Annotated in this window: 17 protein-coding genes and 1 tRNA gene; 6 read left to right on the top strand and 12 right to left on the bottom strand. The window is 53.5% G+C overall.

Features of this window, described 5'->3' with window-relative positions:
- Window positions 1-303: 303 nt before the first annotated feature.
- Window positions 304-1011, bottom strand: coding sequence for a Bax inhibitor-1/YccA family protein (locus AXF13_RS10825; protein ID WP_062253217.1), 708 nt, complete (start codon window positions 1009-1011; stop codon window positions 304-306).
- A 454-nt stretch (window positions 1012-1465) separates the two neighbouring features.
- On the opposite strand from AXF13_RS10825, the gene AXF13_RS10820 reads away from it, so the two are divergent.
- Both AXF13_RS10820 and AXF13_RS10815 read left to right on the top strand, forming a co-directional pair.
- Window positions 1466-2059 carry a peptidylprolyl isomerase gene (locus AXF13_RS10820; protein ID WP_008681839.1) on the top strand — a complete coding sequence of 198 codons (594 nt, stop codon included), beginning with the start codon at window positions 1466-1468 and terminating at the stop codon, window positions 2057-2059.
- A 221-nt stretch (window positions 2060-2280) separates the two neighbouring features.
- The gene (locus tag AXF13_RS10815) at window positions 2281-3186 is read left to right on the top strand and encodes an esterase-like activity of phytase family protein (RefSeq protein WP_062253216.1); all 906 of its coding nucleotides are present in this window, start codon (window positions 2281-2283) and stop codon (window positions 3184-3186) included.
- Window positions 3187-3295: 109 nt separating this feature from the next.
- On the opposite strand, the gene ruvC is transcribed toward AXF13_RS10815, so the two are convergent.
- From ruvC to AXF13_RS10800, 3 genes are all read right to left on the bottom strand, one after another.
- Window positions 3296-3799 carry a crossover junction endodeoxyribonuclease RuvC gene (gene ruvC, locus AXF13_RS10810; protein ID WP_062253214.1) on the bottom strand — a complete coding sequence of 168 codons (504 nt, stop codon included), beginning with the start codon at window positions 3797-3799 and terminating at the stop codon, window positions 3296-3298.
- Window positions 3800-4005: 206 nt separating this feature from the next.
- Entirely contained in the window at window positions 4006-4743 is a 738-nt protein-coding gene (locus tag AXF13_RS10805; RefSeq protein WP_008681833.1) for a YebC/PmpR family DNA-binding transcriptional regulator, read from the bottom strand.
- 160 nt (window positions 4744-4903) lie between these two features.
- Window positions 4904-5536: an RlmE family RNA methyltransferase gene (locus AXF13_RS10800; RefSeq protein ID WP_062253212.1), complete on the bottom strand. Its 633-nt coding sequence runs from the start codon at window positions 5534-5536 to the stop codon at window positions 4904-4906.
- Window positions 5537-5785: 249 nt separating this feature from the next.
- Between AXF13_RS10800 and AXF13_RS10795 the strand changes: the two genes are divergently transcribed.
- From AXF13_RS10795 to AXF13_RS16165, 4 genes are all read left to right on the top strand, one after another.
- Window positions 5786-6322 (top strand): superoxide dismutase family protein, encoded by a 537-nt coding sequence (locus AXF13_RS10795; RefSeq protein ID WP_062253210.1) that lies wholly within the window; start codon window positions 5786-5788, stop codon window positions 6320-6322.
- Between the two features lie 141 nt (window positions 6323-6463).
- Window positions 6464-8071 (top strand): glycosyltransferase family protein, encoded by a 1608-nt coding sequence (locus AXF13_RS10790; RefSeq protein WP_062253208.1) that lies wholly within the window; start codon window positions 6464-6466, stop codon window positions 8069-8071.
- A gap of 102 nt (window positions 8072-8173) precedes the next feature.
- A tRNA-Ala gene (locus tag AXF13_RS10785) sits at window positions 8174-8249 on the top strand.
- A 142-nt stretch (window positions 8250-8391) separates the two neighbouring features.
- Window positions 8392-9570 carry a glycosyltransferase gene (locus AXF13_RS16165; protein ID WP_190276347.1) on the top strand — a complete coding sequence of 393 codons (1179 nt, stop codon included), beginning with the start codon at window positions 8392-8394 and terminating at the stop codon, window positions 9568-9570.
- Between the two features lie 219 nt (window positions 9571-9789).
- Here the strand turns inward: AXF13_RS16165 and AXF13_RS10775 are convergent, their stop codons facing one another.
- The 8 genes from AXF13_RS10775 to AXF13_RS10745 form a co-directional block, all read right to left on the bottom strand.
- The gene (locus AXF13_RS10775) at window positions 9790-11046 is read right to left on the bottom strand and encodes a glycosyltransferase (protein ID WP_083522081.1); all 1257 of its coding nucleotides are present in this window, start codon (window positions 11044-11046) and stop codon (window positions 9790-9792) included.
- 4 nt (window positions 11047-11050) lie between these two features.
- Window positions 11051-12082, bottom strand: a complete 1032-nt coding sequence (locus tag AXF13_RS10770) for a glycosyltransferase family 2 protein (RefSeq protein ID WP_150116163.1) — start codon at window positions 12080-12082, stop codon at window positions 11051-11053.
- Window positions 12040-12897 carry a glycosyltransferase family 2 protein gene (locus AXF13_RS10765; RefSeq protein ID WP_062253200.1) on the bottom strand — a complete coding sequence of 286 codons (858 nt, stop codon included), beginning with the start codon at window positions 12895-12897 and terminating at the stop codon, window positions 12040-12042. Before AXF13_RS10765 ends, AXF13_RS10770 begins: the two co-directional genes overlap by 43 nt.
- Window positions 12897-14099, bottom strand: coding sequence for a glycosyltransferase family 4 protein (locus AXF13_RS16160; RefSeq protein ID WP_150116162.1), 1203 nt, complete (start codon window positions 14097-14099; stop codon window positions 12897-12899). The genes AXF13_RS10765 and AXF13_RS16160 overlap by 1 nt, the downstream gene beginning before the upstream one ends.
- A complete protein-coding gene (locus tag AXF13_RS10750) occupies window positions 14057-14671 on the bottom strand; it encodes a class I SAM-dependent methyltransferase (RefSeq protein ID WP_236887160.1) in 615 nt (204 codons plus the stop codon). The genes AXF13_RS16160 and AXF13_RS10750 overlap by 43 nt, the downstream gene beginning before the upstream one ends.
- Before the next feature lie 171 nt (window positions 14672-14842).
- Window positions 14843-15319, bottom strand: a complete 477-nt coding sequence (locus AXF13_RS16835) for an FkbM family methyltransferase (RefSeq protein WP_150116161.1) — start codon at window positions 15317-15319, stop codon at window positions 14843-14845.
- Window positions 15261-15764, bottom strand: coding sequence for an FkbM family methyltransferase (locus AXF13_RS16155; protein WP_083522078.1), 504 nt, complete (start codon window positions 15762-15764; stop codon window positions 15261-15263). The genes AXF13_RS16835 and AXF13_RS16155 overlap by 59 nt, the downstream gene beginning before the upstream one ends.
- Window positions 15765-15795: 31 nt before the next feature.
- Entirely contained in the window at window positions 15796-16917 is a 1122-nt protein-coding gene (locus AXF13_RS10745) for a DegT/DnrJ/EryC1/StrS family aminotransferase (protein ID WP_062254855.1), read from the bottom strand.
- Window positions 16918-17140: the final 223 nt, after the last annotated feature.

The raw sequence follows: 17140 nt of genomic DNA, 5'->3' as shown, positions 1-17140 counted from the left end.
CCGCGGTCCGGCGGAATTGCAATCAAGATCCGTCGGGCCCGCGTTCTAGATGCAGATTCGCTTTGAAATTGTGCCAATTTCAAAGCTGACGCTGCCTTCAGCCTATCATTGCTGTCGTCATCCGTAGCGCTGCTGTCTTGATCCGTAACACGGCTTCGCCGTGAACGGCTCAAGCAAGCAGCCCAGCGACAACGGCTGACGCGCGGCGGGAACGCGCTCCCACCTTGGCTTCAGGCGCGGGCGTCCGCTCACGCGGCCGCCGGAGCATTTCAACATTTTCAACGTTGGAATGCTTTAGGCGGCTCAGTTGCGGTTGCCGCCGAAAAGCCGCAGCATCATCAGGAAGAGGTTGATAAAGTCCAGGTAAAGGGTCAGCGCGCCCATGATGGCCCCGCGCCGCACCGCCGTGCCGTCGTCCAGAGGCGCGGCTTCGCCGAAGCGGCGCAGCTTCTGGGTGTCGTAGGCGGTCAGGCCGGTGAAGATCAGCACGCCCAGGCAGCTGATAATAAAGTCCATCATGGTGCTCTTGAGGAAGATGTTCACCACCATGGCGATGATGATGCCGATGAGCCCCATGAACAGGAAGTTGCCCATGGTCGTGAGGTCGCGCTTGGTTACCGTGCCGTAGACCGACATGGCCAGGAAAGTGCCCGTGGTCACCAGAAAGGCGTTGGCGATGGACGCGATGGGGTAGATCACGAAGATGGACGAAAGCATGGCGCCGGTCAGGGCCGAGTAGAGCAGGAAGAGGCCGGTGGCCGTGCCCGCCGACATTTTGTGGATGGCGGCCGAAAGGGCGATGACCATGCCGAATTGGGCCACGATCAGAAGAATCATAACCAGGCTGTTGCCCAGAATGGCATCCCGGATGGCCGGCGAGTTGGCCACGCCGTAGGCCACCACCGTGGTCAGGGCAAGGCCCGCCGTCATCCACTGGTAGACCTGGCGCATGTAAACGGAAACGGCGCTGGTCACGCCGCTTTGCGCGACACTGCGGGTAGTCGGTGACATAAGTCCTCCAAAAAAACTGTTGTTGTCCGGTCCGGCACAGCGTGCCGCGGGGTGGTTATCCACACTCCTTTTCGCATACTATATGACTCCCCCCCGATTTAGCAAGTGCCGTGGCCTTGCGGCGGCGGAGCGGTTTTGGGGTTCCCGCGCCAGGCGTTGTTTCTAGGTTCCGGCTATGCCGTATAGGCTCTTATCGGGCAGACGCTCGTCATCGAAATTTTGTTTTTCTTGTCGGATGCCGAACCGGCCCACCGCCCGGCAAGGATTTGTCTGCAAGTCCTTGCCGCGAAATGCGGGCAGACGGGCTTTACTCGCCGTAAGCGGGCATTTTATGTGTTAAAGTACTGGTGGGCGGGCCATGCTTCGTCTTGCGGGTGGGCCGGGCCGCGTGCTAGCATGCACAGTCGGCGCGGTGCCCGCACCGGCGAAAATGCCGTATTCCAAGGAGTCAGTTATGAAATTTTTTCTTTCGGCCTTCTGCCTTGTCCTGAGCCTGGCGCTGCTGCCGGTTTTCGCCGGGCAGGCCCGCGCCGCCGCGCCGGCATCCGATCCCGCCGTCAAGCTGGAAACCAGCCTCGGGGACATCGTGGTGCGCCTGGATGCCCGCAAGGCCCCCATTACCACGGCCAACTTCATCCAGTACGTGAAATCCGGACATTATGACGGCACCATTTTTCACCGCGTTATCAAAAACTTCATGGTCCAGGGCGGCGGCCTGACTCCGGACATGAAGGAAAAGAGCGCCCGCGCGCCCATTCACAACGAGGCCAACAACGGCCTGCGCAATCAGAAGTATACCATCGCCATGGCCCGCACCGCCGACCCGCACTCGGCCGGCGCGCAGTTCTTCATCAATACCAAAGACAACGGCTTTCTGGATTTCAAGAGCCAGACCCCCCAGGGCTGGGGCTATGCCGTGTTCGGGAAGGTCATCAAGGGCCATGAGGTGGTGGACAAGATTGAAGCCGTGGCCACGGGCAAAAAGGGCTTTTACGAAAACGTGCCCACGACGCCGGTGATCATCAAAAAGGCCGTGGTCATTGAATAGTGCGTTGAAAGCAATTGCCGGGTCCGGACTCCGGACCGACGACGAACCCCGCCCCACGGCGGGGTTCGTTTTTTACGTGTGTGAAATTTTTATGACGTTACGCTTCGGCAGCGCAGGGCTTCTTGTCAGTCCATTTCGCTTGCATTACGGTATTTGAAGGCCCGTTGCGCGGCTTCATGGGGAAGCCCCGCGCGGCGCCGCAATCCGCAAGGAGAGAAAGGATGAAAAAGCTCATTGCGCTGGTCGCGCTGCTGCTGGGCGCGGCCTTGGTTCCGCCGCAGGCCTCGCAGGCCCGTCCGGCCCATGCCCCCAAGTACGAGTACACGCTCAAAAGCGTCATGCCCGTGGCCGGCCGCCAGGGCGTGGCCTGCGACGGCAAGTACATCTACGTGAGCGACAGCAAAAAACTGTTCAAATACGACATGAACGGCAAGCTGCTGAAGCAGAACGACAATCCCTTTGAGGGCTACGCCATCCCGTCCAATCACATCGGGGACATCGACGTCTACAACGGCGAATTGTACATCAGCGCCGAGAATTTCATGGACGGCGTGGGCAAGGATATTCAGATCGCCGTGCACGATGCGGACACTCTGAAATTCAAACGCACTTTTAAGTTCGAGCCCAAGTCCGGCCAGCTGGAAGTGTCCGGCATCACTGTGGACCCGGTCAAGGGCACGGTGTGGATGTGCTCCTGGGTGGGCGAGGAAAGCGGCCGCTATCTCTATGAATACGACCTGGACGGCAAGTATCTGCGCAAGGTGCATCTGCAGCCCGTGCCGCAGTGGGTGCAGGGCGTGTTCTACTATGACGGTTCGCTTTTTGTGACGGCCGACGACGGCACCGCAGACGACAACGAGCCCGACCATCTTTATCGCGTGGACGTGACCTCGGCCACCAACGCGCCCGTGGTGCTGGAAAAGACCTTTGACGAAGCCATCAAGCAGGGCGAAATCGAAGGTCTCTGCGTGGACCCCTCCAGCGGCGACCTGCTGGTGCACATGAACCGGGGCGCGCGTATCGTGCTCGGCATGGGCAAGGGCTTCTATCCCGGTTACGACAAGGAAATTCACGAATTGTACCGCTATTCCATGCAGCCCGCCGGGCCGCGCGCGCCGCGCCCGTAATGAAAACGGCGCACAGCGGACGCGAACCGTCCCCATGCGCCGGTGTTTATTTCTGATGGACGGGATGCGTTTCCGGCTCCGGAGGCGCATCCTGTTCTTCGTTTTGTGGTCAGCGCGCCGTGAGCGCGGCAAAGCGCCGCATGGTCAGATGGCAGACAGCCACGGCCAGGGCGTCGGAGGTGTCCAGCGCCCAGTCGGCCTCGCGGACGTTGAGCAGGCGCTTGACCATAAAGGCCACCTGCTCCTTTTCCGCCCGGCCTGTGCCCACCAGGGACTTTTTGACCAGGGTCGGCTCGTAGTCGCTGATTCCCAGGCCATACGCCGCGCAGGCCGCCACGGCCACGCCTCTGGCCTGGCCCAGCTTGAGGGCGCTGGCCGCGTTTTTGGCGGTAAAGACCTGTTCAATGGCCGCTTCGTCGGGCTTGCAGCGCCCGAGCACCTTGGCCAGCTCATGGTAAATGCGCGCCAACCGCGCGGAAAATTCCTTTCCGGCTGAGGCCGTGCGCACCACGCCGCAGTCCACCAGCCGGAGAACGCCGGAGACTTCGCGCACCACGCCCCAGCCCGTGCGCTGGGAACCGGGATCAATGCCGATGACGGTGACGGGCTGCATAGAAGGTGCCCCAACAATATAGTTATGCCGCCGTCAAGCCGGTAGCGGGAGGCATGACGGCGGCAATGAAAAAGGGCGCGCGACGAGGAATTTTGCCTTTCCGCAAGGAGCGCGAGTTTTTTATGCAGGAAGTGGACTCTTCTGGTCCATGACCGGAATAAAAAACGATGCGCGACACAGCAAGAAGGCAAAAGGACCGGCTTGCGTCAGTCGGTGGGCATATCGTCCGGAAAATCCACATTGGCATAGACATTCTGCACATCGTCATTGTCGTCCAGGGCTTCCATCAGGCGCAGCACCTTCTGGCCCATATCCGCGCTCACGGCCACCAGGTTCTGCGGCACCATGGCCAGCTCGGCGGACTGCATCTCAATGCCCGCGGCTTCCAGGGCGTCGCGCACGGCCGCGAAGTCGGCCATGGCCGTCTGAAGGGTCCAGACATCCTCGTCGTCCAGCACGTCGTCGGCCCCGGCTTCCAGGGCGGCTTCCATAATTTTATCCTCGGCGTAGGCGGCCTTGTCCACGCTGATGACGCCCTTGCGCTCGAACATCCAGCCTACACTGCCGTTCTCGCCCATGGAGCCGCCATGCTTGGTGAAAAGGTGGCGCACTTCGGCCACGGTGCGGTTTTTATTGTCCGTGGCGACCTCCACCATGATGGCGATGCCGCCGGGACCGTAGCCTTCGTAGAAGCCTTCCACAAAATCGCCGCCCGCGTCTTCGCCGGTGCCCTTGCGGATGGCGGCTTCAATCTTGTCCTTGGGCAGGTTCACGGCTTTGGCCGCAGCGATGGCCGCCCGCAGACGGGAATTGCCCGAAGGATCGCCGCCGTTTTTAGCGGCAATGATGATTTCCTTGGCGGCTTTGGTGAAAATCTTGCCGCGCTTGGCGTCCTGGCGTCCCTTGCGGTGCTGGATATTGGCCCATTTGCTGTGACCTGACATAAAACCTCCCGAAAACCGTAAAAGTATTAGAGCGTTTCACCTTGAATGTTTGCGCGGCCCGTGGGGACCGCGCGCCGCGAAGCGGCATGGATTCAGCAAAAAAAATGTGTCTTTTTGCTGAATACAGTCTGAACCGCCATATGATTCAGACGAAATCCGGTTATGTTTCCGGCCCGGCATCGCCGGACGCGATAGCGGCCGTGTCGCCGCGAAAACCCAGGCCCGTAAAAAAGGTTTCCTTGCTTTCGGCGCGTGAGCTTTTGGGCTTAAAGGATTTGACCGAGCTGAACGCCTTGCGCATGGGGGTGAGCAGATCCTGAATATCCGGTCCCATGAAGATCTTGACCACAAAATTGCCGCCTTGCTTCAGATGCAGGCAGGCTACGGCCAGAGCCTCCAGGGTCAGCTCCAGGGAACGGGCCTGATCCGTGAAGCGCGTACCCGTGGTACGCGGAGCCATATCGCTGATGACCAGGTCAAAGGGGCCCAGTTCGGCCAGCTTGGCCTCAAAGGCGGCGGAGCGCTGGAAGACGTCCTCCTGCATGAAGAGCACCTGGGGCGGGAACGCCGTTTCCGTGCTCTGGATGTCGCAGGCCAGGACAAGCCCCTTGGAGCCCACTTTTTCCGCGACGCCCAAAGACCAGGAACCGGGGGCGGCCCCCAGATCCAGCACTTTCATGCCCGGCTTGAGCAGACGGAATTTGGCATCCAGCTCTTTCAGCTTGTAGACCGAGCGGGCCGGATAATTTTCACGCTTGGCTTTGAGGAAATAATGGTCGCGATATTCCTTCATAAAAACCCCAACACATAAGTATAGCCTTTTTCAATTCGTTCGCCAAGTCTTGATGCCGGATGAGGCTAGGCGGCCTTGCACCGTGCCGCAACTGGCTTATCTGCCTGGTTTTTTGCCTGATTTGAGAATAATTATTTCTTGTATTGACGAAAAGCCGGAAAGCAGGCTAGCGTCAGGACAGGTTAAAAAATCCATGCCGCTCCGGTTGAAGCCCGGAGTGCGCATTTGCCTATCTTAAGGAGAATGACAATGATTTTGAAAAACATGAGTTTCGCCCTGCTGCTCTGCGGCGGGCTGTTGTTGATGGGCTCCGCCGCGCAGGCGGAAAGCGTTAAAACCCCGGTGAATAAAATCAGCCCCGACGGCGTGGGCGAGGAAATCGGCTTCATCACCTTCTCGGACGCCGACGGCGGCGGGGTGGATATTATTGTGGACCTGACGGGCCTGCCCGAGGGCGAGCACGGCATGCATGTGCATGAAAACGCTTCCTGCGCTCCGGCTGAAAAGGACGGCAAAATGGTGGCAGGCCTGGCCGCCGGCGGGCATTACGACCCCATGAAGACCAATAAGCACGCCGGGCCCGGCAAGGCCGGCCATAAGGGCGACCTGCCGCATATCATGGCCGATGCCGAAGGCGTGGCCAAGGCCAAGCTGCACGCTCCCAACCTCCAGGCCAAGGACCTCAAGGGCCATTCCGTGATGATCCATGAGGGCGGCGATAATTATACCGACAATCCGCCCTTGGGCGGCGGCGGCGCGCGCATCGCCTGCGGCGTCATTAAGTAGTACGTAATCAGGCTCATACCTTTCACTTTCCTTCTGTCGACAGGCCCCGCCGGAAATCCGGCGGGGCTTTTATGTCGCACGGCCTTGCGGCGGGCGGCGCATGGCGGCTATGGTGGGAAATCCGTTTTCTTGCGAGGGAGCATGTCTGAATCCATGCGCGCGCCACGGCGCGTCAGTTTGCCTGATTTCGCGGGGCGCAGCCTGAGCCTGCCCGACAATCCCGAATCCTGGGAGCGCCTGGGCGTCGGCAAGGATGTGCTGTTGTTAGGGCTGGGGCCGGGGCGGCCTGGCGACCTGCCCTTTGCGCGGGGCGGCGTGGACGGCGCGCGGGTGTTCTGGCTGGACGAGCCGGAAACCCTGCGCCGTCTGGATGTCGCGCATTCGGGAGCGGGGCGGCGGTCCCTGCCCGGGCATTGGCAACAGATCACGCCGGAAGATATCGTGGCCCTGGCCGCGCGCTGTTCTGTCTTTTTTTACCGGCCCGGTCTGCGCCTGGCCCCGGATTTCTGGGGTCCGCTCCTGGGACGTCTGGGCGCGGCCCGGCTGGAAGAGCGGACGCGGCGGACAGTCATTGAAGACGCTACGAAACATGTGGCGGAGGTGGGCGGTCGCCGCCCGGTTCTGCTGCCCGGCACAGAGCGGCAGCTTCTGCATCAGGAATTGCGTCAGGCTTTGGGCGAAGCCGGTTTCGGACCAGTGCTGGAAAGTGTGCCCATGTGCCGCGATACGGAAAACCTGTTGGCGGCCTGGGAAAATCTGCTGGCCGGGAGCAATCCCGCGCTGCTGCTCTCCGTCAATTTACGTGGCCTGGACCCGGAAGGGCGGATTTTTTATCTTTGCCAAGCTCTGGGCGTGCCGGTGGCTGTCTGGTTTGTGGACAACCCTTGGCATTTGCTCTCCGGTCTGCGTCTGCCCTGGTGGCAAGAGGCCGCGCTGTTCGTGACCGACGAGAGTTTTATTCCCGGCCTGCGGGCCGCCGGAGCCCGGCGGGTTTTTTATTTGCCTCTGGCCGTGGCCCCACAAATGTGGCGGGATTTGCCGGACGAAAACGAGGCTGCGGACCTTGTCCAAAACCCGCCGCTCTTCGTGGGGCGTTCGGCCTTTCCGGAGCGGGAACGTTTTTTTGCGGCGGCCCGTGTGCTACAGGGCCTGGAGCAGGAGGCGCGCACCCTCTTGACGCATTCCGGCGGTCCTGCGGAGGGGCCGCATTTTCATTGGTGGCTCCGGAAATCTGGGGTTGCCCCCTGGCCTGGACAGGATGTGCGTTGCGTTGGTCTGGGCGCGGAGATCTGCTCCCAGGCCAATCGCGCCCGCTGGGTCCGGGCCGGGCTGGAAGCCGGAATGCGGGTGGTGGGCGATGCGGGCTGGCAAGATTTGCTGCCGGGCCTCGAGGTGCTGCCGCCGGTGGATTATTATACGGTCCTGCCGGATATCTACCGCCGGGCCGGGGCCGTGCTCAACGTGACCAGCCTGTTGCTGCCGCAGAGTCTGAGCCAGCGCCATTTCGACGTCTGGGCTGCCGGTGGACTGCTTTTGAGCGACGCCACGCCCGGCCTGCGACTCTTTCCCGAGGCGTTGACCCGGCCTGTAACATTAAGTAGCCCGGCGGACCTGCTGCCCCGGCTGGCCGCTCTGCGCGCTGATCCGGCCCGGACCCGCGAACTGCGCCAAGCCTGGCGGGAACACATACGCTCGGGCCATGCCTACAGCCATCGCGTGGCGCAACTCCGTGATACGTTGGGAATTTGAGAGAAAATTGTGCTGCAAGCGCGATCGGCCTTGGACTGGAGAAGGGCTTGACAGGCTGACCTTTTTTGCCTAGAAATTTTTTTCCACGATGTTTCCACTTGTGGGGAAGTAGCTCAGCTGGGAGAGCATCGCCTTCGCAAGGCGGGGGTCGAGGGTTCAAATCCCTTCTTCTCCACCACAAATTTAAGGGCTTATGGTTTTAAAACCATAAGCCCTTTCGTCGAGTGGAAGTTTTTTCGTGGACGACACTTTAATGAGGGCTGAGTCTGGCGTTTTATTGGCCTTTGGCTTGATATAATCCTTTTTTTATGATGGCTGCCATGAATAACAGACGAGGTCAGAAAAATATTCTTCTTTTGTCCACAGCAGACTGGGATAATCCTTTCTGGACTAATAAGCAAAGGATGGCCGTTTTATTTGCTGAGCATGACTATAATGTCGTTTATGTCGATTCTCTCGGCTTGCGGCAACCCTCCTTGCATCCGCGTGATATAAAAAGAATTTTCAAGAGATTGCTCAAAGCGGTTCCTATCCCGCGCAATGTGGCCAAGAATATCTGGCGCATTTCGCCATTTCTCTTGCCATTTCATTCAATCCCCTTTGTGCGCAGAATCAATCGGTACATTCTTTTGCTGACGATTAAATGGAATCTATTTTTACTGGGAATTAGACGTCCACTCATCATCACATATACGCCTATCGTCAGTGATATCTGCCGGTCATTGCCGCATGAAGGCATCGTTTACCATTGTGTTGATGATTTGGGAGCGTCTCCGGGGATTGATGTTAACGTCATCCGGCAGGAAGAGGCCCGGCTGGCACAAATCGCCGATATCTGTTTTGTGACATCACGTCATCTGCAAAAGATGCTCGCCCCTATCTTTTCAAGAGTCATATATGATCCTAATGTCTGTGATCTCGGCTTGTTTCAGAGCGCCCATGACCGTCTTGATGAGCCAATGGAACTAGTGGGCATCCCCCGTCCCCGCCTCATCTTCATCGGTGCGCTCAGTCAGTATAAGGTGGATTTTTCCCTGATGCAGCGCGTAGCGGAACTGCTGCCGGATGTGCAGTGGGTACTCATTGGGCCAGTGGGGGAAGGACAGCCAGACACAGAGAAACCGCCTCGTATGCCCAATGTGCATATTTTGGGACCGCGCTCTTATGAGCATCTGCCGGCTTTTCTGGCACATTGCGATATTGCCGTATTGCCTGCCGCGCGCAATGCCTACACGACGTCCATGTTCCCGATGAAATTTTTTGAATACCTTGCCTCCGGACTTCCTGTGGTGGCAACACGGCTTCCGGCACTGGAGGAGTTTGAAAAACTCTATTTTCCAGCGGATACGGCGGAGGAATTTGCGGAACATATCCGCAATGTGCTGGAAGGGGAGCGCAGAGACGCCAATCTCATTGATGCCGCGTGTTTATATCATACCTGGGAGGCCAGATTTAAACGCATGGAGACAGCCGTACAGTCTGTTCTCGCCAAAGAATAACCATTTTATGAATACTGCTTGTGGATATGCTGGACTGCTGTGTGAAAGACTCTTTGGCGATGAAGACTGGGGCTGCTCCCGAGTGCCCATTTTTTGTCTGTAATAATTTCATGTAGCTGATAAAAGAGATAAACTGGCAAGCGGCCATTCTATCTCCTTAATTGTTTTGATTTTATTTCATCAAAATCACGGCTGCGATATATTTTGTGTGGGATACAATCAGGCTTTTTGCAGCAGCCGTTTGAGCAAAGCCTTCAGGCGAGGGTGTCGCCAGATGATGCGACGCAACAATTGGGAATCACGCAGAAGCAGATTCTTTCTGGCGCATAGCTTGCGCATGGTGTTGCACCAGCTCTCCTCATCCAATGAGGACATGGGGGAACAGACATCCATTTTTTGTAGCTGCGTTTGCCCCTTACTGGCGGCGGTTTCGCACAGCAAGCGTTCCCACTGATCATAAATAATTGCCGGAGAAAAAAGCTGAGCGTCCTTTTGCGCGACCTGCCCCATGTACTGTCGCGCATTGGCGTCCGCCATCAGGTGGCGGAGGCAGGCAGCCAAGCTTGTATCTGTCATTTCCACCGCCAGTAGCCCGTTCTGGTTTGGACGGACAAGGCCGTTGACGCCACTGCAATCCGCGAAACCCACCACCGGAACACCATGGGAAAAAGCTTCCACAACAGTCAGCGGCAGGCCCTCAAAGCGGGAGGGAATGCAGAAAATATCCGCCTGGGCGAATTGCTGCGCCGGTTGTCGCGTTATGCCGTGCAGGAATATTCGGGAGGCGCATCTTGTCGCGGCAATGGCCTTGCGAATATTTTTTTCATCGCTGCCGATCCCCCAGATATGCAGTTCCCAGAGGGGAAACTCCGCGGCAAGCAGCGCGAACGCCCGTACCAACATGGGGATTTGCTTTACGGCAGCAAGTCTGCCAAGGGAAAGTATGCAGGGAGCATGTTTTTGGGAAGGGATGGCTGGCGGCGCGGGTACAGGATTGGCGATGATGCGGCATTTGCTTCGTAATGCCGTGGGCACTGAGTCCAGAAACTGGGGCATGAGCAGATGTACCGCATCCGCAGCCCAAAGCGCCGCCTTCCGCTCTTCCGGGTTCCAGCGTTCCTGCTCAATGCGCCAGGGATTATTATGTTCGGAATAGAGCAGAGGAATGCCCGTGCTGCGCAGTACGGCACTCCAGAACAGAATGTTGTTGAAGGACGATGGGCTAATGAAGACATCCGGATTACTGCGCAGGATCCTGTCGCGCATGGGGCGAACTATGGCCGCGTCTCCGGTGAAGGAGTAATACTCTAGGCGCAGTCCGTCCGACGGAGGGGGAGTAGGGGAGCGTAGCGGCGCGGCATAGGTAAAGCAGCTTACCTGATGGCCGCGCCTTGCCATTTCGGTCGCAATGCCCATCACGACTTTTTCCAGGCCGCCAGTGCGGTTCATGTCATGGACATCAAGAGCAATGTGCATCGTATTACTCGTAGTTGCGGAGGTATTTGACGGACGTGCTGTATGCTTTTTTTAACAGGTTACGGATTTTTCTTGCCAAGTACATAACATGAAAACGTGGATCCCTAGTCTGTTTCAGAAAACACATGCGCTCATGGCATGTGGAAAGTCGCTCTGCCAGCTGGAAGCAATCCCAGTCTCTGCGCCGGCGGATGAAAGCCGCGTATAGCTGCTCATCTTGGGGAGCAAGGTCCTGCAGTTGAGCAAGAATTTTCCCGTAAAGGAGATATACTTGGTTGCATGTTTCCAAAGAAACGGGCGCACGGGACACGGATGCTTTACGCTGTCGATAAAAATATTTTGCCTCTGTTGTTAGGGTAACCTTGCTAGCTGTAATAAGCGAGAATATTGTAAAAGAATTATCTTCTGCCGGGGTAGTTGTGGGTATATAGTATTTGATAGATTTTTTTATAAATTCATTTTTATATATTTTGTTGCAAGCACTTCCCATGTGCAGAAAGAGAGAACAACGGTCTTTATTTGTGAGCTGTCGTTTCTTTTCATGAAAACAAGATTTTTTGAGATAGGTTTTACCATCTTCTGAAAAAGCGACCATAGAAGTTGTAACCGCAATGTCAGCGTCTTCTGCACAGGCTGCCATATACAAATATTCAAAAAAATATTTTTCTATATAGTCATCACTATCAATAAAGCCGATATATTTTCCTGCCGCTTGTGCTACTCCGGTTTTGCGAGCTTCGGACGGCCCTCCGTTCTTTTTATTGATCAGGATGATGCGCTTGTCATACAAGCGCATCTCGCGGATGATGGCTTCAGAAGCATCCGGTGAACCATCATTGATACAAATTATTTCAATATTCTTTAATGATTGATTACAAATGCTGGAGAGGCACTGCCTGATATAACGTTCTGTATTATATACGGGGACAATGACAGAAATGTCTGGGCGGGAATCTTGCTGCTTCATAATATAAATAAGGATAAATTTTTTAGTTATTTTATGATGTAACGCCGAAATTTTTGCAATTTCCCCCAAAGAGCCTTACCGCCTTCAGACAAATAGAATTTATTTTTTAATTCCATTTTGATGTTGAAAAAATAGACGTCCACAAGGATAACAACATATCGAAGGCCGTGTTTCCAGTCAAATGGAAGATTTTTTTTGATTGCTCTGCATTTTTCTGACTGACACTTTTTTTTAGTTTGCGATGAGCTGGATATTCCGCCAATCGCCATTTTAGTAACTGTGATATTGAGCGGATATACTTGTTCTGGAGATTTCCATGTACGCAAAATGAAATCGTAATCACCAGCTATTTTGAAGCTGATATCAAAATTACTTTGCTTGAATATGCTCTTTTTGTTGAAAAGAGCTGGATGCTGAAACGGCATTCCAAAGAAACGTCGCTCAAAGTTTATTGCGGAATATTGTTGGGGAGAGTGTTCTACAAAACCAAGATCAGGGTCAAAAAGAATCAGCTCTCCTGCTCCGAAGATAATTTTTTCAGAACAATCTTGGAGTAAGTTCTTAGCTTGGTTCAGTACGTGATTATCCGCAAGCATATCGTCCGCCCCCATGAAGAGCACCCATTCCCCCAGCTTGTCTCGCCAGTGGTTCAGGGCCGTATTCCATGCATCGTAGATGCCGCTGTCCTTACCGCTATCCGCCAAAATTTCCGGTAGACGGTCACGATACCGCTCCACTATGCGCATGGTGTCATCTGTAGAGGCGCCGTCCTGCACAATCCAGTTAAAGTCCTTGCAAGTCTGGAGCGTCAAGGAATCTAGCAATCTGGGCAGGGTAGACGCGGCATTATAGGTGGATGTGATGATGGTGAAGAAAGGAGCCATTATGACTCCTCTATCTGATGCAAAATATGTATAAAGCGTTTTTCAAAATCTATTTGTCCCCAAGCTGCTATATGCTTTTCTCCAAGTTTTCTCAATTTCAGGCACAGGGCATCGTCTGTCCAGAGTTTTCGTATAGTGTTGGCCATATCTGGAGCGCTTTTGGGGTCAAAGTAAAGGGCTGCGTCTCCATAGCGTTCACGCATGGCATAGATATTGGATACGCCGACAGGACAACCCGCCAGCATAGCTTCAAGCGGAGGTATGTTTGTCGGACCAAAGAAGGTGGGCATAATCATGCATCGGGCATTTTCATACAACCATCGCATTTCATTGTCGCTGACATAGCCGAGATGGTGAACTCGTTGCGCAAGATCCAGGTCATCTACAAGGCGATCATATAATGCAGCCCCATTTTTATCTTTTGTGCCGGTAAAGATGCAGTGAATATCAAGCTCGGGAAGCAGGCTGTGCACGGCTCTCAGCAGGTTTGCATGATTTTTATGCAGCCACATCTGTGCCGGGTAAAAAAGGAAGGGAGTGTCGTCGGTGAGGGGAAAATGTGAGGGCTTCTCAGCATGTTCTGCCAGAGGCGAAGGCACGAAAGGGAGGACAAATATTTTTTGGGGATCAGGATGATATATCTCCAGTACCTGTTCTTTACCGATGTGCGAGTCAACGAGAATGGCATCAGCATTGGCACAATGGCTGGCGAAGAGCTTTTCTCTGCTGCAGTATACGCTTTCCTCTCCCACTTCAGGGAAGCGTGCTTCGTAACGATGCATTAGATCATGGATAGGACCGATTATCTTACAATTAACAAGCGGAGTGAAAGCTTGATTAAGGCATACACATATATGAGGATGCCATCGCTGGATAGGAAGAAAGAAAGGAGTAAACTGTTGGGCAGGCAAATCACATACTTTTCTCAGCTCTCGAACTCCACGCAAAACGATTCGCTGTAGCAGGGGGGAGTGAGCGGGGAACAGCGTCCCGGGAATATGAAATTGTGCGGCGATGGGGAGCCATGCAGGATCACGGCACCAGAATCGGGATTGATAGTTCCTGGCATCCAGTTGGCTGAGCGCGGAGAGGATCGATGCCCCATACTGAAAGCTCCCTCCCCCTTCGGGAGAAATCGTGGTATAGATAGCTATCCGCTTTAACATTTTTTCAATGCCATCCAGGCGTTCCAGGTATTGCAAGTAGGAGCATCAAAGGAAAGCCATGCCCCTTCTGCTGCAACAGTGAAGCCGCTTTGGAAAGCCAAGTAGCGTAATTCGGGAAGGAACCAGTAGCGCATACTGTGCATTTCAGTCAAATGAGAGCACTTGCCGCTGCTCTTGTCTGTGAGGTCTATGCTGTAGTGTACCTCGACGATGTTATCGTTGAACCTGTGTACAGGATGAGCATGTCGTTGCACGAGTGTCTGCTCATCTTCCATCTGACGATCACGCTCTGTGGGGGGATCGGTCAAAACTCCTGGGCCGTACCAGAAATCAAAAAGAAAAACCCCTCCTGTTTTTAAATGATTCTTGGCTGTCTCCAATTCGGCGAGAGCGTCTTCTTCCGAATTCTGATAGCTCATGACATGGAATAGGCTGGTAACTGCATCGAAGGTCTCATGTAACCGTACGTTGCGGGCATCACCTTCAAGCAGCCGGGGAAGAGGTTTCCCGTTGTGCGGGGGGATCATACTGGCGTACAGAGATCGCCCCATTCCCAACATGGTGGTGGACATGTCTATACCGGTAACTGTGAGGCCCCGATGCGCCATTTCCAAGGCATGCCGCCCAGTGCCACAACCCAGATCCAGAAGCGTTGCGGGCCAGCATCCCTGTTGTTGAAGGCAGTCTAGAATGAAAGACGTTTCGCCAGCATAATCCTTGTTCTGATAGAGGACGTTATAATAATATGAATATTCGTTGAAAGGTTTCATTATTGGTGCTTATCTTTTTTGTATAAAATTATATTTATTAATAACATTGTCGATAAACGGTATGTCATTTTCTTGACAGGCTAAAATATCATAATAGGGAATATTGCTGTGTTTCATTATCGTTAATGATTCTTGATAATAGCTTAAAAAGTATATAATGTCGCTTCCTAGGGTTGAAACCATAAAATTACCATAGTTGTCGAATATATAAAATTTTTTATAACCACATTTGATGAGGAGGTTAACTGCTTCAGAATAATTTTTTAGAGAATCTTCATTTACAAAATCATTTTCCCAAAAAACAAGTGCTGAAGTTTTAGAAAAAAATTTTTTCCCAGAGAGTATACAATCATAATCAAACCCGTCGGTATCAATTTTGATAAGACGGCATTGTTCAGGTAGCTGAGGTATCTCTTCCGCCATATCATCAAGAGACTTTGCAGGAATGGCACCTTGAACAGAATCGATTTGGCTGGCAGTGCACATGTTGTGCACTAAATGAAAGTTTTTCTTTTTTAGAACTTATTGCAACATTAAATGCAACGACATTTGCTTCCAGCCTTTTCCCTAATCGTTGAATATTTTTTTGCAGAAACGAAAAAAAACGAGGCTCTGGTTCAATGCATATAAATTTAGTATTATTGTCTTGGATCATTCCATACAATGTATCACCAACATTTGCACCAATGTCAATAATAAAACCTTCGTTTATATATTTTGCAAGATGTGGAAGAAAAGTGTCATATTTATGATATATTAATTGGTAGTGGTCAAGTCGATGATCCCATGGAATAAGTAAGTCTTTCCCGTGAATAGTATAAGTCCTATCTTCTTTTGATTTATTATTAGAATACGATTTTATTTTTTTATACACTAAAAGGATTATAGGAGGAATAAAAAGCTTACATACTTCCTTAGTGCTTCGTATCATATGGTTTTTCCTAAACTTTTTTAAGGAAAGTTTAACGACGGAATTCTGCTAGTACAGAGCAGACATATTCGATATCCGCTTCCTGCAGGCCACTGCCGCTGGGCAGATAGAAACCGTTGTCGGCCAGCATGTCAGAAACAGGATAGCTGTCGTCACATGCGCAACCATAGTTCTTCAGTGCAGGTTGGCGATGCATACCATTAAAAAATAGCCGACTATCAATATTGTTTTCCCTCAAATGGGCAATGACTTCGCCTCTACTGCGGCCGTATTCAGGCGTGAGCGCCAAGCCATTCATCCAGTTGACGGATTCGCCGCAAGGCGTGTCCTGCTGCAGCAATATTCCGGGGATGGCGGAAAGGCGCTGGCGGTAAAGACGCCCATGCGACTGACGCAGAGCTTTGTAAACATCGGCGCGTTCGGTCTGAGCCAAGCCTATGGCCGCATGAAGATTACTCATACGGTAGTTGTAGCCGATATCCGCGTGCAGATATGAGCGTGGCGCATCCAGCGGAAAACACATGTTCTTGAAATAGCGGCAGGCGTGAGCCAAGTTGTCGTCATTTGTGACTACCATACCACCTTCGCCGGTGGTAATATTTTTGTTGGCAAAAAAGCTGAAACCTGCAATGCGGGACAGGTTGCCCACTCCACGCCCTTGGAAAAGCGCGCCATGAGCCTCCGCAGCGTCTTCCATCAGCCAGAGTCCGTAACGGTCAGCAATGTGCTGTAAGGCAGCCATGTCACAAGGGTTGCCGAAAATATGCACGGCCATGATACCCTTTGTGGCCGGATTGATTTTCTGCTCTATTGCAGCAGTATCTATATTCCAGGTAATCGCGTCGGCATCCACAAAGACGGGCTTGGCACCGCAGTAGCAGATCGCCAATGCCGAGGCAATCATGGTAAAGTCCGGAATGATAACTTCATCCCCCGGGCCGACGCCCAGTGCCCGCAGGGCCAAATGGAGAGCCACTGTGCCGTTGCAGACGGCAATAGCGTGTCTTGTTCCGCAGTAAGCAGCAAAAGCTTCTTCAAAAGCGGAGACGTATTTACCTGAAGAAGAAATCCAGCTGGTGGATATTGCTTCTGTAACGTAGGCAAGCTCATTGCCCTGCAGTAGCGGTTCGCAAACAGGAAGGAACTTAGTCACAAAATCCCCCAAGGCTCAAACGCTGTTCTTCACAACACCCTATAGTGCCAAAGTAACTCTTGATGCAAATCTGATATATTGATTTCTATCAGTTCTGCTAGTTCATGAGCAAGGCACTGCTATCATTTCCGTTCTTCTTCTTCTTCTTCTTCTTCTTCTTCTTCTTCTTCTTCTTCTTCTTCTTCTCAGCCGCTGAAAAGAATGACGCGCGGTGTCTGCAGCT

Source organism: Desulfovibrio fairfieldensis, assembly GCF_001553605.1.
Lineage (GTDB): Bacteria > Desulfobacterota > Desulfovibrionia > Desulfovibrionales > Desulfovibrionaceae > Desulfovibrio > Desulfovibrio fairfieldensis.
Note: the sequence above shows the minus strand (reverse complement) of the source record. Positions and strands in the feature narration are given on the sequence as shown.

What these genes read in the sequence shown, in the direction of transcription:
- AXF13_RS10825 (WP_062253217.1), bottom strand. Translation starts at nt 1,011, where the DNA reads ATGTCACCGACTACCCGCAGTGTCGCGCAAAGCGGCGTGACCAGCGCC.
- AXF13_RS10820 (WP_008681839.1), top strand. Translation starts at nt 1,466, where the DNA reads ATGAAATTTTTTCTTTCGGCCTTCTGCCTTGTCCTGAGCCTGGCGCTG.
- AXF13_RS10815 (WP_062253216.1), top strand. Translation starts at nt 2,281, where the DNA reads ATGAAAAAGCTCATTGCGCTGGTCGCGCTGCTGCTGGGCGCGGCCTTG.
- ruvC (WP_062253214.1), bottom strand. Translation starts at nt 3,799, where the DNA reads ATGCAGCCCGTCACCGTCATCGGCATTGATCCCGGTTCCCAGCGCACG.
- AXF13_RS10805 (WP_008681833.1), bottom strand. Translation starts at nt 4,743, where the DNA reads ATGTCAGGTCACAGCAAATGGGCCAATATCCAGCACCGCAAGGGACGC.
- AXF13_RS10800 (WP_062253212.1), bottom strand. Translation starts at nt 5,536, where the DNA reads ATGAAGGAATATCGCGACCATTATTTCCTCAAAGCCAAGCGTGAAAAT.
- AXF13_RS10795 (WP_062253210.1), top strand. Translation starts at nt 5,786, where the DNA reads ATGATTTTGAAAAACATGAGTTTCGCCCTGCTGCTCTGCGGCGGGCTG.
- AXF13_RS10790 (WP_062253208.1), top strand. Translation starts at nt 6,464, where the DNA reads ATGTCTGAATCCATGCGCGCGCCACGGCGCGTCAGTTTGCCTGATTTC.
- AXF13_RS16165 (WP_190276347.1), top strand. Translation starts at nt 8,392, where the DNA reads ATGAATAACAGACGAGGTCAGAAAAATATTCTTCTTTTGTCCACAGCA.
- AXF13_RS10775 (WP_083522081.1), bottom strand. Translation starts at nt 11,046, where the DNA reads ATGCACATTGCTCTTGATGTCCATGACATGAACCGCACTGGCGGCCTG.
- AXF13_RS10765 (WP_062253200.1), bottom strand. Translation starts at nt 12,897, where the DNA reads ATGGCTCCTTTCTTCACCATCATCACATCCACCTATAATGCCGCGTCT.
- AXF13_RS10750 (WP_236887160.1), bottom strand. Translation starts at nt 14,671, where the DNA reads ATGGCGCATCGGGGCCTCACAGTTACCGGTATAGACATGTCCACCACC.
- AXF13_RS16835 (WP_150116161.1), bottom strand. Translation starts at nt 15,319, where the DNA reads ATGTGCACTGCCAGCCAAATCGATTCTGTTCAAGGTGCCATTCCTGCA.
- AXF13_RS16155 (WP_083522078.1), bottom strand. Translation starts at nt 15,764, where the DNA reads ATGATACGAAGCACTAAGGAAGTATGTAAGCTTTTTATTCCTCCTATA.